12 protein-coding genes are annotated in these 14,662 nt (G+C 58.2%); 7 read left to right on the forward strand and 5 right to left on the reverse strand.

Features of this window, described 5'->3' with window-relative positions; translation table 11 throughout:
* Window positions 1-29 precede the first annotated feature (29 nt).
* From erpA to sS8_RS26740, 3 genes are read right to left on the reverse strand one after another with little or no spacing between them, the layout of a single operon-like run.
* A complete protein-coding gene (gene erpA / locus sS8_RS26730; RefSeq protein ID WP_119632421.1) occupies window positions 30-422 on the reverse strand; it encodes an iron-sulfur cluster insertion protein ErpA in 393 nt (130 codons plus the stop codon).
* Window positions 423-440: 18 nt separating this feature from the next.
* Window positions 441-860: a Fe-S cluster assembly scaffold IscU gene (gene iscU, locus sS8_RS26735; protein WP_119632422.1), complete on the reverse strand. Its 420-nt coding sequence runs from the start codon at window positions 858-860 to the stop codon at window positions 441-443.
* A 37-nt stretch (window positions 861-897) separates the two neighbouring features.
* Window positions 898-2,109, reverse strand: coding sequence for an IscS subfamily cysteine desulfurase (locus sS8_RS26740; RefSeq protein WP_179952437.1), 1,212 nt, complete (start codon window positions 2,107-2,109; stop codon window positions 898-900).
* Window positions 2,110-2,644: 535 nt separating this feature from the next.
* Between sS8_RS26740 and sS8_RS26745 the strand changes: the two genes are divergently transcribed.
* The 6 genes from sS8_RS26745 (at window position 2,645) to sS8_RS26770 (ending at window position 10,224) form a co-directional block, all read left to right on the forward strand.
* Window positions 2,645-6,406, forward strand: a complete 3,762-nt coding sequence (locus sS8_RS26745) for an FAD-dependent oxidoreductase (RefSeq protein WP_119632424.1) — start codon at window positions 2,645-2,647, stop codon at window positions 6,404-6,406.
* A 32-nt stretch (window positions 6,407-6,438) separates the two neighbouring features.
* The gene (locus sS8_RS26750; RefSeq protein ID WP_119632425.1) at window positions 6,439-6,711 is read left to right on the forward strand and encodes a (2Fe-2S)-binding protein; all 273 of its coding nucleotides are present in this window, start codon (window positions 6,439-6,441) and stop codon (window positions 6,709-6,711) included.
* A 281-nt stretch (window positions 6,712-6,992) separates the two neighbouring features.
* Complete coding sequence (locus sS8_RS26755; protein ID WP_145986689.1) at window positions 6,993-7,199, forward strand: hypothetical protein; 207 nt, start codon at window positions 6,993-6,995, stop codon at window positions 7,197-7,199.
* Between the two features lie 323 nt (window positions 7,200-7,522).
* Entirely contained in the window at window positions 7,523-7,900 is a 378-nt protein-coding gene (locus sS8_RS26760; RefSeq protein WP_232020454.1) for a hypothetical protein, read from the forward strand.
* A gap of 162 nt (window positions 7,901-8,062) precedes the next feature.
* Window positions 8,063-9,037, forward strand: coding sequence for a DUF364 domain-containing protein (locus sS8_RS26765; protein WP_119632427.1), 975 nt, complete (start codon window positions 8,063-8,065; stop codon window positions 9,035-9,037).
* A gap of 689 nt (window positions 9,038-9,726) precedes the next feature.
* Window positions 9,727-10,224 (forward strand): hypothetical protein, encoded by a 498-nt coding sequence (locus sS8_RS26770; RefSeq protein ID WP_119632428.1) that lies wholly within the window; start codon window positions 9,727-9,729, stop codon window positions 10,222-10,224.
* Window positions 10,225-10,443: 219 nt separating this feature from the next.
* Here sS8_RS26770 and nifA read toward each other — a convergent pair whose 3' ends face one another.
* Window positions 10,444-11,994: a nif-specific transcriptional activator NifA gene (gene nifA / locus sS8_RS26775; protein WP_119632429.1), complete on the reverse strand. Its 1,551-nt coding sequence runs from the start codon at window positions 11,992-11,994 to the stop codon at window positions 10,444-10,446.
* Window positions 11,987-13,582: a nitrogen fixation negative regulator NifL gene (nifL, locus tag sS8_RS26780; protein WP_232020455.1), complete on the reverse strand. Its 1,596-nt coding sequence runs from the start codon at window positions 13,580-13,582 to the stop codon at window positions 11,987-11,989. Before nifL ends, nifA begins: the two co-directional genes overlap by 8 nt.
* Window positions 13,583-14,296: 714 nt before the next feature.
* Here nifL and sS8_RS28420 point away from each other — a divergent pair.
* The gene (locus sS8_RS28420) at window positions 14,297-14,458 is read left to right on the forward strand and encodes a hypothetical protein (RefSeq protein WP_170161281.1); all 162 of its coding nucleotides are present in this window, start codon (window positions 14,297-14,299) and stop codon (window positions 14,456-14,458) included.
* The last annotated feature ends 204 nt before the right edge of the window (window positions 14,459-14,662 follow it).

The raw sequence follows: 14,662 nt of genomic DNA on the forward strand, positions 1-14,662 counted from the left end.
ATCTGAACTCTCCTCGTATCGCGGAAGAATTACTGGGATGAACAGCTAGAGCCGCCAACCGAGAACGAGCTGCCGCAGCTGCAGGTCGAAGAGGCGTTCGGATTCTTGATGACGAAGCGTGAGCCTTCCAGCCCTTCCTGATAATCGATCTCGGCGCCGGCCAGATATTGCAGACTGGCGGGGTCGACCATGAGGGTCACCCCGTCCGTTTCGACCGTCGTGTCGTCTTCGGCGACGACTTCCTCGAACGAGAATCCGTACTGAAAGCCGGAGCAACCGCCACCCGAAACATAAACTCTGAGCTTCAGGTCCGGATTGCCTTCTTCGGCGATCAGTTCGCTGACCTTGGCGGCGGCATTGTTGCTGAAGATGACCGGAGGAGCGGCAGGGGTCAGATCCTGAATTTCAACCACGGCATTCATGATGCTCTCCTGTAATATTTACGCAGCGGATTTACAGACGTCGTAACCGGCTTCGGACGTTTCGGTCTTCGACCGATAGTCGGTGACGGCGGCCTTGATCGCGTCCTCGGCGAGAACCGAGCAGTGGATCTTCACCGGCGGCAGAGCCAATGCTTCGGCGATTTCGGTGTTCTTGATGGCCAGTGCCTCTTCGACGGTCTTGCCCTTGACCCATTCGGTAACCAGGGAGCTGGAAGCGATGGCCGAGCCGCAGCCGTAGGTTTTGAACTTCGCGTCTTCGATAACGCCTTCATCGTTGACCTTGATCTGCAGTTTCATCACGTCGCCGCAAGCGGGTGCGCCGACGACCCCGGTGCCCACACCGTCTTCCTCTTTCTCGAAGGAGCCTACGTTGCGGGGATTTTCGTAATGATCGATAACTTTTTCGTTGTACGCCATGGTGGTCTCCAATTGGTTGGTGATTGACGATATCCGCTTAATGCGCGGCGGCCCATTGAACTGAGTTGAGATCGATGCCTTCCTTGTACATCTCCCACAATGGAGAAAGGTCGCGCAGTCGATCGACTTTTTGCTTGATCAGGGAGATCGCGAAATCCACCTCGTCTTCAGTGGTGAACCGGCCGAGGGTAAACCGGATGGAACTGTGTGCAAGCTCGTCGCTGCGTCCCAGCGCCCGGAGAACGTAGGACGGTTCGAGGCTGGCCGAGGTACAGGCGGAACCGCTGGATACGGCGAGGTCTTTGAGCGCCATCATGAGGGATTCGCCTTCCACATAGTTGAAGCTGACGTTGAGGTTATGCGGGACCCGCTGTTCGATATCGCCGTTGATATAAACCTCTTCGATATCCTTCACGGCGCCCAGCAGTTTGTCGCGCAGCTTGCCGATACGCTTCATTTCTTCCGCCATATCCACGCGGGCGAGGCGGAAAGCTTCGCCCATGCCGACGATCTGATGAGTGGCCAGGGTGCCGGAGCGGAGCCCGCGCTCGTGGCCGCCGCCGTGCATCATCGCCTTGAGTCGTACCCGCGGCTGACGTCGTACGAAGAGCGCTCCGATGCCCTTTGGGCCGTAGGTTTTGTGCGCCGAAAAGGACATCAGGTCCACCGGCAGCTTGGAAAGATCGATTTCGACCTTGCCCGTGGACTGCGCTGCATCGACGTGGAAGATCACACCCTTTTCGCGGCAGATCGCGCCGATGGCGGCAATATCCTGGATTACGCCGATTTCGTTATTGACGTGCATCACGGACGCGACGATGGTGTCGGGACGAATCGCGGCGCGGAAAACATCGAGATCCAAAAGGCCGTTGGGGAGGGGGTCGAGGTAGGTGACTTCGAAGCCCTGGGCTTCCAATTCCCGCATGGTGTCCAGCACCGCTTTGTGCTCGGTCTTGACGGTGATGAGATGACGGCCTTTGGTCTGATAGAAATACGCTGCCCCTTTAATCGCCAGGTTATCCGACTCGGTCGCGCCGGAGGTCCAGACGATTTCCTTGGGATCGGCGTTGACCAGCTGGGCGACTTCGGACCGTGCATCTTCCACGGCCTTTTCAGCGGTCCAGCCGAAGGCATGGGAGCGGCTGGCCGGGTTGCCGAACGCTTCGGTCAGGAAAGGAATCATCTTCTCCGCAACGCGCGGATCAACCGGGGTCGTCGCCGAATAGTCGAGATAAATCGGTAGTTTCATGGACATTGGTTTCTCCGGGTTCGCATTCAACAAAACCCGCGCCGCTCACCTCGAGCGGTGGGTTTTGCCGGGTTACCTCGGATTAAGCAAGGCCCGTACCAATGCAGGTTTCGCGCGTAAGCATTTGAGATATCGACTAAAAATGCCTTGAGCTCGGCGTGGCGATTTGTCGGGTTTTCAACAATTTCGAGCGCAATGGTGCAATCCGGGGGGCCTGGGCCGACATTGCGGGGCCTGTTTCGCCGGTTGGGGCGAGGCGTCCGGACCGCGTTAACACGAGGGAGAAGGGGAAAATCCCGCTGTAGATATCGCTAAGGCCACGCGAAGGTGCCGCCGAGTGCCGGCAGGGTTTGTCACGTTCGCTACAAAAACCTTCAAAACGCCCGGATTTCGTAATAAAGATAACAAGCGACCCGACGTCGTTCGGTAGTGAAAAAACCCTATATTTCGTGGGTTTTAGGCGAAAAATTATCAATGGCATGGCTTCTGCTTAATACGGACCAAAGACCGTACGAGTAGAGGGGTAAATGCGAATATGAATCTTACGCAGCGCTGCGCCACGGTCGGCGAGCCATACGCCCGACGCGATTTTACCTTGGGTATACCAGGCTTTGATTATCGGGATTTGTACGATCCCGATCGACTTAGAGCGCTTTACGAAGCGTTCGACCAGGCCCTGGAGGCGGACGACCCCGAGGTTTACCGCGCGTATGATGCTTGCCGCAAGGATACGGAAGGCAAACTCCCTGCCACAGAGCTCGCCGATGCGTTGCTCCGGACGGCGCCCTACCTCGGACGCTTCGTCGCGCGCCTCTTTAATGTGGAAGCGGAGCGCGAAGCCCAGCGATCCGCCGCGGCGCGCGAATTCGAAAGCGTGTTTACCTATAAGAATACGGTAGTCAAACGCGTCGGCCAGCGGTTTGACGCCGAAGCGCTGGCCAGCTTCGATCTGGAGAGTTTGACCTCGGCGCCTGAAGACTTGATTCGGGCGGTCCTGGGGACCGACACCGAGCTCGATCCCGAGCAGGCTCTGGCAACGGTTGCGGTTCGCCTGGATGCGCTGGCGAAGTATTACCAGGCGAAGGCCAAGGGCGACGCCGGTAGTTACGGTGGCGATGCCGAAGCGGATACGGCGGCATTGCGACAAAGCCTGCAGGCCGACCCGGCGGCCCGCGAACGTTTCGCGGCGGCACTGGCGGAAACCGATGGTTCGGCGTTCGTGCTCGGCCTGCTCGATGTCGTGGAACGCTGGACTTACGCGGCCCTCAACCATCCGACGATCCGCGCCAAGGTTACCGACTGGGCGTCGCTGAAACAGCCGGAACGCATCGCTTATGAACGTCTGGTCGAGTGCCACGCGGAACCGAGACAGGGTTTCGAGGTGTTGGCGGGTCCCCTGGATAAGCGTCGCCGGCGCGACGGATTTGCGCTGACCGACCTCAGAGCCACCGAACGCGAATCGAACTATGAAGTGGATCGCTGCGTTCTCTGTCACGTGCGCAACAACGATTACTGCTCCAAGGGACAGCGCACCAAGGAGGGCGGATTCCGCCACAATCCGCTCGACGTAACCCAGATCGGCTGCCCGCTGGAAGAGCGCATTTCCGAAGCCTTCGCGCTGAAGCGGGAGGGAGACAATATCGCCGCCCTGGCCATGATCGTCGCCGACAACCCCATGGCGCCCGGCACCGGCCATCGAATCTGCAACGAATGCATGAAGGCCTGCGTGTTTCAGCGTGTCACCGAGCCGGTCAACATTCCGCAAGTCGAGACCAATATTCTCACCGATGTGCTGTTCATGCCTTACGGCTTCGAGATCTACAGCCTGCTGACCCGCTGGAACCCGTTGAACCTCAAGCGCCCCTATGCCTTGCCTTACAACGGGAAGAAGGTGCTGGTCGTGGGTTTGGGACCGGCCGGCTACACGCTCGCCCACTTCCTTCTCAACGAAGGGTTCGGCGTGGTTGCCATCGACGCTCTGAAGATCGAGCCTTTGCCTGAAGAACTTACCGGAAAGGACGCGGGGCTTCCCGAGGCGGTGGACGATTTCCACATGCTGTACGAAGACCTGGATAAGCGCGTTCTGATGGGCTTCGGCGGTGTTGCGGAGTACGGCATTACCGTGCGCTGGGACAAGAATTTCCTCAAGGTGATTTACCTGACCCTGGCGCGGCGCCGGAATTTCAGCATGTACGGCGGCGTTCGGCTGGGCAGCACGCTGAGCATAGACGACGCCTGGACACTGGGTTTCGATCATATCGCGATCGCCAGCGGTGCCGGCAAGCCGACCATGATCGGCCTCGAGAACAACCTCGCCCGCGGTATCCGCAAGGCTTCGGATTTTCTCATGGCCTTGCAATTGTCGGGGGCGGCGAAACAGTCCTCGCTCTCCAATCTTCAAGTGCGGTTGCCGGCCGGCGTGATCGGCGGCGGCCTCACCGCCACCGACGCGGTAACGGAACTACTGGCGTATTACCCGGTGCAGGTGGAGAAGACTCTCGATCGTTACGAACGGCTCGTCGCCCGCTACGGAGAAACCCAGGTACGCTCACGTTTCGACGGCGAGGAACTGTCCATATTGGACGAATTTCTCACCCACGGCCGAGCGATACGTGCCGAGCGCTGGCGCGCCGAGGCACAGGGAGAAACACCCGATTTCGAGCCGCTCATCCGACAGTGGGGCGGGGTGACGTTGTTCTACCGCAAGGGCATGAACGATTCGCCGGCCTATCGCCAGAACCATGAAGAAATCATCAAGGCGATGGAAGAAGGTCTGGTATTCGCCGAAGGTATGAATCCGAAAGAGGCGATCACCGACGATTACGGCTATCTGCAGGCCGTGCGTTTCGAAAAACTGGTGAAGCGCGACGACGGCCGCTGGGTCGACGCCGGCGAACAGCCCATCGTGCCTTTGCGAACCCTCCTGGTCGCCGCCGGTACGTCGCCGAACACGATCTACGAAAACGAATTTCCGGGCACCTTCAAGCTCGACGGCAATTTCTTCCAGCGCTTCGAACCCGCATGGAACGAAGGCGGTTCGCCCCAAATGGAGCCCAAGAACGGCTGGGGCATGCCGAAAGAACTGGTCCCGGCGCCGTTTACCTCCTACGGGAATGACGGGAAATACATTACTTACTACGGCGATAACCATCCGGTTTATGCCGGCAACGTGGTCAAGGCCATGGCCAGTGCCAAGGACGGATATCCCTACGTGGTCAAGCTGTTCGAAAAGGATCTGGAGCGGCTCGACGAGGCGGCGCAGCCCGAGCGTGATGCGGAACTCGCAACGTTTCAATCGCAACTGGACGAACAGCTCACGGCCGAGGTCGTGGAGGTCAAGCGACTGACGCCGACCATCGTCGAAATCACGATAAAGGCGCCCATGGCGGCGCGGAAATTTCAGCCTGGCCAGTTTTACCGGGTGCAGAATTTCGAGTCCTACGCGCCGCGGCTCGACGGCACTTCACTGGCAACGGAAGGCATCGCGCTCACCGGTGCCTGGGTGGATCGGGAAAAAGGTCTGGTCGGCGTGATCGCCTTGGAAATGGGGACGTCCTCGCGCCTGTGCGCCACCTGGAAACCGGGTGATCCCGTCGTATTGATGGGACCCACCGGTGCGCCCACCGAGATACCCCGGGGCGAAACAGTGCTCCTGCTGGGAGGCGGTCTCGGCAATGCCGTGCTGTTCTCCATAGGCAAGGCTCTTCGCGAGAACGGCAATCGGGTCCTGTATTTTGCCGGCTACCGTAGCGCCCGGGACCTCTTCAAGGTCAAGGAGATCGAGGATGCCTCCGACGTCATCGTGTGGTCCGTCGACAAGACCAAGGGCGCGAGTCCCATTGCCACCACGCGGCCGCAGGACAAATCCTTCGTCGGCAACATCGTGGAGGCGATGGTGGCTTACGGCAGCGGTGAACTGGGAGATATTCCCATTCCGCTCAAAGACGCCGATCGCATCATCGCGATCGGTTCGGACCGCATGATGTCCGCCGTGAAAGCGGCGCGGTTCGGGGCGCTGCAGCCTTATCTGAAGGAAAACCACGTAGCGATAGGCTCCATCAACTCACCCATGCAATGCATGATGAAAGGCGTGTGTGCCCAGTGCATGTGCAAGCAGAAGGATCCCGAGACCGGCAAGGAGCGCTTCGTTTACACCTGCTTCAATCAGGATCAGGACCTCGACCAGGTCGATTTCCCGCACCTGAATGCGCGGCTGCGCCAAAACACGACCTTGGAGAAAGTGTCCAATCTATGGCTCGACTATTTGTTCGAGAGCTACCCCATGTCGGGTGATTGAAGCGGCAAGAGACAAAGAGATTGAGGCAACTCATGTACATCTGTATCTGCAAAGCGGTCACGGAAAGCCAAATTTGCGAAGCGATACGCTCGGGGGCTTGCACGCGCAAGGACATCTCCGCCTGTCTCAAGGCAGGCACGGCTTGCGGCAAATGCAATCCCGAGATCCGTAACCTTCTGCGGTCGGTCCGATCGGAAAACGGTGGTGTCACGGCGGTTCGGGCGAATGAGGCGGCTGTTTACGGAAATAGGGCCGGAGGGAACGGGAGCTTCGCGACTGGCAATTGCCAAGTCGGATTTCGGTAAGAACGGAGTGAATGTTCCGGGGATGACTACGACCGGTTGAACGAGCACCGCCCAAGAATCGAGAAAGGTTTGGTATTCGCCATGTTTTGCCGCGGAACGGTTGTTAGGTCGCTGTTTCGCGGTTTTTTTTTGTCAGCATAAGCCGATTTGTATTGTTTCCATAGAAAGGCGTTATGCTAAAAACATGAAGCGATTATTTCCTAAAAGTGGTTGAAAATAGCCAACACAATCCCGAAGTTTTGGTTATGATTATTTCCGTAATTTAAATTATGGTGGTGGTTATGCATATTTTGTTGCTTCTTGGGATAGTCCCATTCGTTCTACTGTTTGCGGCAATAAGCTTCTTCGTCTTGATGCTGGTGGCATCTGCCGTGGTCGAATTCCCGCTGATCGTGCTGCCCTTGATTCTCGGTGTAGGTCTCTGGAAAGCGCGCAAGATGCTGCCGAATTCGAGCAAGAAGCAGAACACCTTATGCGAGCAGATGTAAGCTTTCGGTCGCGCTCGACCTTGGACAAATCCCAGTCCTTTCGGCTGGGATTTGTTGTTTTAGCGACTCGAAAAAAGCTGTTGTAGCATTTCAAACATGCGAGAAAGACGTGTGTTTATTTCAGAATCAATAAGATAAAAATGGCATTGCCATTGCTTGATCGATGCTGGATCAACGCCTACGAGACGGAGCATGATATCGCGCGAAAAACCCAAAACTCGTTTTCAGATACCCGCTGCCCCGGACAGCGGCAAGCGGAACGCCGGAACGACGTCTTGCGCAGGCGTCCGTCCACGTCTCGGTTGAATCTTGGAGTATCCCTCATGGAAACGATCGAACCGATGGTACAAGCCCATCTCGCTTTGGGCGAAACGATTTGCGCGCGGCTGATCTCGGAAATTTACGAGCTTGGATTCCTGCCCGAACAAATCGCCATGAAGCCGGTTTATAGTGAAGCCAGCTTCGAAGCCAGCCGCGATCCTTTCAGCGGAAAAGACACCTTATGCGCTTACTGGCGCAGTCCCAAAGGACATCGGGTCGGTGAAATGAAATTCCACGCCGACGGAACCTTCTTCGCAGAATACGACGTCGTTCTGCCGCATCCGAAAGACCTGCGCTGGTTCGTGGAAGGTGTGGTGGCTTGGGGGCGCGAAGACGTCATCAAATCGGAAGCCAAACTGTTACCCGCGCTCGGCGAGTAAAATCGTCCGGGATGACCGGTAGGTTCCGGGTCCGGTATGATCCCCGAATCCGTTTCCCGGAAGTCTTATTCCCTTTCATGGGCCGACGCCGGCGGTTTCAGATGATGCCCGGCAGGTGCCGCCTGTGCCGGCGGACACCGTAGCGGGCGTAATGGGCACACCATGAGCGATCCATACGAAATCTACGACTTATTACAGGATTATGCCGCGGGACCGGCTCACGTGCGGGAGGTCTTGATCGGCCTGGTGTGGACCTATTGCGAAGCGGAATCCCTTGGATTGGCGATGAGCCCGGGGGTACCCACCCGGACCCTGCCATGGGCCGGCACGCTGAGCGGAAAATCCATCACCGAACTCGCCGCCTGGGTGCGCGACTTCGACCCTTACCGCGCCACGATCGGCATGGCGGCCGTTAACGCCGGTATCAATCGCCAGCAGCTTCCGGCCCCCGGCGTTACACTCATGCCCCGGCCTGAAAGCGGAAATAATCTTGCCGTTTTCGAACACTTCCTGCCCGAAATAAAAGGGCGACGCGTGGGCGTTATCGGCCGTTATCCGGGGCTTGACCGATTTGCCGTCGAGCACGGGCTGGATCTGACCATATTGGAGCGCCAGCCGGCGGCGGGCGATTTCCCCGACGCAGCCTGCGAGTATCTACTGCCCGGGGCGGAGTGGGTATTCATCACCGCGACATCGATACCCAACAAGACTTTCCCGCGCTTGGCCGAATTGTCCCGCAATGCCGTCAGCGTGCTGATGGGGCCGACCACGCCCTGGCTGCCCGATTTATACCATTTCGGCATCGATTATCTTGCCGGCGTAGAAATTTCGGACAGCGAGGCTCTTCGCCGAACCGTGGCCGAAGGCGGCGGCGTGAGGATCTTCGATACCGGCGTACGTTACCGCATTGCGGCGCTCACGCCGAATGCCGCACAGGATTGGACGCGGCAGCTCATTGCAAGCACGGTTCAGGAAAAGGAAGGTCTCAAACGCGATATGGCGGCCTGGTACGACGCGGGCAATTCCCGGCGTTTTCCCCATTATGATCGTCTTGAGGCCGCCAATACCCGCTTGTCGAGGCTGGATACCTGTTTCAAGCGACTCTGGGACGAACATCACGGAACAGGCGCGTCATAGGAAGCGGTTCGGAAGCCATTTCCGCCTCAGTCCGCAGCGCCGCGCCATCCGACCGGGCAGCCTGCACCCGGATACATCCAAGTACCGCTCATAAGCTTATTCCCTCCGAATTTGTCGGAATTTTCCACCACGACATTTGCCGTACGATTTCTGAGAAATTCACTTTCCAAACCGGGATTCCTCGGTTCCCGACAATCCGCCTTTCCACCGAAGCGCGGCGCTTTACGCGTACGAATGTCGGCCAGACCGTAATACTTTTGCGACCGAGCTGATGTGTTGGGATTATCTCATTTACTCATGGTCAAGAAAGTAAAGCCACAAGAGCTCCCTCCCCCTCTGGGAGAGGGTTGGGGTGAGGGCGATTCGAATAGGACTTTACTTTCTTTACGTGCTGTAAGAACAAAGACCTACGCTATTTGGTTCAATAATGACCGGGCTTCGGTTTCGACAAGTGAATACTAGACTGGGCAATTTTTGTTCTTGGGTTTAATCTGTAAACTTCCCGGATATTTCGTAAGGGATTCGATACTCCGAGTCCGCGGCTCACGGCGAGAATGTCCGGGAAATAAAGGCATGAAACATAACAAACCGTCCGGTCCGGGCGGCGACTTTTTTCAGCGGCGACCGTATGCCGAAACGTGCCGGTCCGGAAATAACATAAGCAACAATTAAGATGGGAGGAGGTAATCGTGAAGCAATCCGAGCTGAGTGAGTTCTTTCAAAGTCTGGCGGGCGACGAGTTTCGGCTGGCATTGATCGTCGCCGCCGCGGTCGTCGTGCTGTCAATCATTGTCATCGTGTACTTGCTTCTCCGGAAAAGCGAAAAACGCGGCAGCGTTGCGGAAGACGGGGCGGCCGATGTTCCGGAGGTTCCGGCCAACGCGAAGTCTTCGGAGCCATCGCCGAAGGCATCCGCGAACACAATGCGGATGGCTGTTCCGAAGGCCTCGGTGGCAATACCCCCGCGTCTTGCCATTCCCGAAGATTCGGTGCTCAGGCGGCATTACATGAGTCACGTCAGATACATGATCGAGACGATTACTTTTCCGTGCCCGACCGATTGCATGCTGCGCCGTCATTACGAGCATCTGATCAGCAGCCGGCTAGAGGATTGCCTGAGCGACGAGGCGCAAATGAACAGGTTGATTTCGAGTTACGAGGAACATAGGCGGAATGGCGGGAGCTAGAGAAACCCCGCGAGTCGGCAAAGGATTGCCGACCTACAAATGCTCGCAAGGTCGGGAATCCTTCCCAATCGCAAACGGCGTCTTCGGGAGCGTCGAAGCCGCCCTTCCCATCGTATCCTGAGCCGAGCCGAAGGGGTAGGCGCTGCTGGCCCAATAGCCTGCGGCCGTTCCGGCGCGCTGTAAACCGGTCGAGCCAGGCGCGCAATCGGCCAAATCCGCCTAAATCCGCTTCATCTTGATGTTGAGCGTCCGTACCCGGTAGGCGATCTGCCGGGGTGTCATATTCAGCAGGCGGGCAGCCTTGGCTTGCACCCAGCCGGTCTGCTCGAGCGCAGCGATGACCTGCTCTCTTTCATCCATTCCGTCGAGATTGAACTCCGGCTTTTTGACGACAGGCCCGGCAACCGAAATGTCATCGTCCTCCATGCCGGTCATGGCGATGACGTCGCGATCGATGATCCCGTCCGGGCTCATGATGGCCGCCCGTTCCAGGCAGTTTTCCAGTTCCCTGACGTTGCCCGGCCAGTCGTGGCGCATCAGGAGCCGGATGGCGCTTTCCTTGATGATCAGCGGTCTGCCGCCCTGTTGCCGGGAGATACGCTTGAGCAGGAAGTCCGCGAGATCCGGAATGTCCTCCAGCCGCTCCCGCAGCGCCGGCATGAATATCGGCATCACGTTGAGGCGGTAGTAGAGGTCTTCCCGAAACCGGCCGGACTCGACTTCCTCTTCCAGGTTGCGGTTGGTGGCGGCGATGATGCGCACCTGCACCTTGAGCGTCTGGGTACCGCCGACCCGGTCGAATTCCCCTTCCTGGATGATGCGAAGGAGCTTGGCCTGGAACGTAGGCGAGGTTTCACCGATCTCGTCCAGAAAGATCGTGCCGTGGTTGGCGAGTTCGAAGCGCCCCTTGCGCTGGTTGATGGCCCCGGAAAACGCGCCTTTCTCGTGGCCGAATAGCTCCGATTCCAGCAGGTTGTCCGGGAGGGCCGCGCAATTGAGCTTGACGAAAGGGCCGCCGGCGCAGGCCGAGTTGTAATGAATGGCGTTGGCGATCGCCTCCTTGCCGGTACCGGATTCGCCGCGAATCAGCACCGTCGTGTTCCACTTCGCGACCTGCCTGACCAACTCGAAAACCCGCAGCATGGCCGCGGTGCGTCCGACGATATTGTCGAAACCGTAATTCCGGCGGAGGCTTTGTTTCAATTGGTCGCGCTCGGCAACCAGATCGAGCTGCTTCTGTTCCATGATGCGCAGAAGGCCGACGCTTTGCGCGGTCAGGTTGGCGACCATTTCCAAAAACCGGGCGCGCGTGTCGAGCAGTTTCGCGTCCGCGGGCTGGGCCGCCAATACACCGACCACTTCATCATCGTCATCGTCATCGTCTTCGCCGGTGCGGATCGGCGATCCGATGAACGGCAGGGCCGGATCGTACAGGCCCAGCTTGCCCACAAACCGGGGATCGTCGGCGATGCGCTCCACGACGATGGTGCGGCCTGCGTCGAGAATCGTGCCGATCAGGCCCTCGCCCGGCTCGTAGCGGACCGGCCTGCCGGCCTCGACGCCGTCTTTGCCCAACATGGCACACACCGCCAGAGCATCGCCGTCTTGCTCCCTGAGCGCCAGCATTCCGCAGCGCATGTCGGCGCACTCCTGCAAAATTTCCAAGATGGCTTCCAGTTTCGCTCTCAGCTCCAAGGGTCGGTTGAGCACCTGGCTCACCTGATAGAGAGCTTCCAGTTCGCGCTCAATCAATTGAGTACGGTCATCCATGATCGGAAACCTTTTCCGGGATAAATATCGTGTTGTGGATATTGAACTGGATACGCACTCGGCATCCCTCGCGATAGTTCGGATCGATCCGTATCAGACCAAGGTGTTGATTGATGACTTCCTGGGCCATGGTCAAACCGGTACCGGAATGACCCCCGTGGCCGTCGTTCTTGGTGGAGAAAAATGGCTCGAAGACCTTGACGCGCAACTCGTCCGGAATGCCCGGACCGGTATCCTCGATGGAAACGTGCAGCAAGTGCTGGTCGCACCAGGTCGAGATGCGCAGTTCGCGGGTCACGATGCCGCTCTGATTCATCGCCTCGATGGCATTTTCGATGATTTGCTTGAACATGGTGCGCAGGTGGCTTTCCCGGCCCATCAAGGCGGGCAGAACCGGGGTCGGTTTCCAGTCGACGACGATACCGCAGGCGAGAAGCCGCTCGGTCAGCAGCACGATGGTTTCATGCAGCAACTGGTTCAGATTGACCGGCGTCATGGCCGAGTTATTGTGTTCCGGTATGCACCTTTTCATTAAGGCCACCGAATGTTCGCCGGCGGATCGAATCTGATCCAGAATGTCGACCAGTGAAACACTGCGCGCATCCAGCCCCCGCCGCGTCAACATGGTCTTGGCCGCCTTGAGCAGATTGATCGGACCCTGAATATGGTGAATGGCGCCGGAGAGCGTTTCGCGCAAGCGCTGAATTTTTTCTTCTTCCGCCATCAGCGCCTTGAGTGCATTAATGCGAATCTCCTCGGCCTGCCTTTTCTGCTGGGTGATGTCGGTCATGGTCAGTAGCAGATAGGTTTGGGCGTTTTCGTTGAAGAACGCCTCGACGCGGTCGTCTTCCAGGCAGAACCAGCTCCCGGCGCAGGCATACCAGCGCGGTGCGTAGTGTCCGCCGCGGTCGAATCGGACCTCGCGATTGTGAAAGCCGGATTTCCGTTGTTTCATTCGCTCCCACTCTTCCGCCATATCGTCCCGTAGGATATCGATGAACGTCCGTGCAGGGTCCACGAGGCCGAGATCGCCCGACAAGGTCTTGTACATCTGGTTGTCCAGCACCACGTTGTCGGCTTCATCCAAAAGGACGGTCGCAACCGGAATCGAGTCGACCACCGTCTCGATCAGCACTTTTTGCTGAGTGACCTGCTGCTCCAGCCGGTACATCTCGGTGATGTCCCGGTGCATGCCGATGTAATGGGTGGTCTCGTTCCGCTCGCTCAAAATCGGCGCGATGGTCAGGTCGGCCAGGTAGCGCCGGCCGTCCTTGTGGCGGTTGAGCAGATAGCCGTGCCAGGTCTGCTGCGACTGGATACGGCGCCAAAGCTCCTCGTATACGGATTTCGGCGTGTTCTTGTCGGACAGCATGGATTCATTGCGGCCGATGCTCTCTTCTGGTGCATACCCCGTAACCCGCGTGAAAGCTTTGTTCACATACAGGATATTGGCCTTGCCATCCGTGATCGAGATCGCCACCGGAGCTTGCTCCACGGTTTCCGCGAATAGAGCAAGCATACCGTTTTCAACGGGCAAGGCCTCTCCGGGCGGCTTTGATGCCGGCTTATCGGTAGGATGTTTGGACACGAGAGCCTCTTTGGTGCATTTTTGGTTGGTCGAGCAAGACACATGCCATGTGCCGGGGTTCGTCCCGAGAGCCTTGCTGGTTTTTGGGTTGCGCGCTTAACGCGGTCAATGCTTCGAAGTTTTCTGCACCGTTTTGTCGCAAATGCGACAAAAGAGGGCATGGACTCCGCGAGTACAGCGTCTGCGTCGCGCGTACTCCCTCCGGTACTTTGCTCGAAATTCCGCATCTGCACAACCGAGACAAGCGGTTGGCTCGCATCTTCTGTGCCGCTCAAAATGCCGTCCTTATGGCGCCCAGGCCCCGCGGGAGCGGGTTGGGGCGGAAGGAAGCCGCCGCATGGGCGGGTTCAAACAGGCGCCTTTGGCGGACGGTCACGCCGTGTGATATCCCGTGCTTTTTGTCGAAAAGCCGACAAATTAGGGCGAGCCTGTAAGCATCCCGGCGCCGATTCACGCGACGACCTTATCCGTATATTTATTGAAATCAATGATTTATGGTTATTGCGCGAAGGTGGCGCGGGGATTGCAGCGAGCTTAAGCGAAGACGCAACGCCAACCGAAGGGAGTTCTTCCGGGACGTTCGGACAGCCGCAAGGTGCAGCGGCGTAAGCGACGAAACGGAAACTCATCCTCCGGCATGCGGGGCGGCGCGGAGCCTGAACGGATCCCGTGCAAGCCAGGCCGCCTTTAACCCCTAACAGAGAGGCCAACATCATGAACAGCGAATCGACTACCAAAGTAGAGTCCAATCCGACGGAAATCTCCCGTTCCCAGGTCGAACACACCGAGGAAACGGCCAAATCCGACGAGTATCCGTTCTACATCGTCCCGAGACCCCCGATCCCGGGCAAGACCGCCTGGAGCATTGCGGGCTAGCGGCGCGGCCTCAGACGCCGGACCCGGCCGCGATGTCGGGAAAGGATTCCCGACCTACAGGACGCCTCAGTTGTAGGTCGGCAATCCCTTGCCGACGCAGACGCCGGATCGGGCTGTGCCGTCGGGAAAGGATTCCCGACCTACAGGACGCCTCAGTCGTAGGTCGGCAATCCCTTGCCGACGCAGACGCCGGATCGGGCTGTG

It is taken from the genome of Methylocaldum marinum (genome assembly GCF_003584645.1).
GTDB classification, from domain to species: domain Bacteria; phylum Pseudomonadota; class Gammaproteobacteria; order Methylococcales; family Methylococcaceae; genus Methylocaldum; species Methylocaldum marinum.

Excerpts from the sequence above, each read along its gene's own strand:
- erpA (WP_119632421.1), bottom strand. The coding sequence starts at position 422 with ATGAATGCCGTGGTTGAAATTCAGGATCTGACCCCTGCCGCTCCTCCG.
- iscU (WP_119632422.1), bottom strand. The coding sequence starts at position 860 with ATGGCGTACAACGAAAAAGTTATCGATCATTACGAAAATCCCCGCAAC.
- sS8_RS26740 (WP_179952437.1), bottom strand. The coding sequence starts at position 2,109 with ATGAAACTACCGATTTATCTCGACTATTCGGCGACGACCCCGGTTGAT.
- sS8_RS26745 (WP_119632424.1), top strand. The coding sequence starts at position 2,645 with ATGAATCTTACGCAGCGCTGCGCCACGGTCGGCGAGCCATACGCCCGA.
- sS8_RS26750 (WP_119632425.1), top strand. The coding sequence starts at position 6,439 with ATGTACATCTGTATCTGCAAAGCGGTCACGGAAAGCCAAATTTGCGAA.
- sS8_RS26755 (WP_145986689.1), top strand. The coding sequence starts at position 6,993 with ATGCATATTTTGTTGCTTCTTGGGATAGTCCCATTCGTTCTACTGTTT.
- sS8_RS26760 (WP_232020454.1), top strand. The coding sequence starts at position 7,523 with ATGGAAACGATCGAACCGATGGTACAAGCCCATCTCGCTTTGGGCGAA.
- sS8_RS26765 (WP_119632427.1), top strand. The coding sequence starts at position 8,063 with ATGAGCGATCCATACGAAATCTACGACTTATTACAGGATTATGCCGCG.
- nifA (WP_119632429.1), bottom strand. The coding sequence starts at position 11,994 with ATGGATGACCGTACTCAATTGATTGAGCGCGAACTGGAAGCTCTCTAT.
- sS8_RS28420 (WP_170161281.1), top strand. The coding sequence starts at position 14,297 with ATGAACAGCGAATCGACTACCAAAGTAGAGTCCAATCCGACGGAAATC.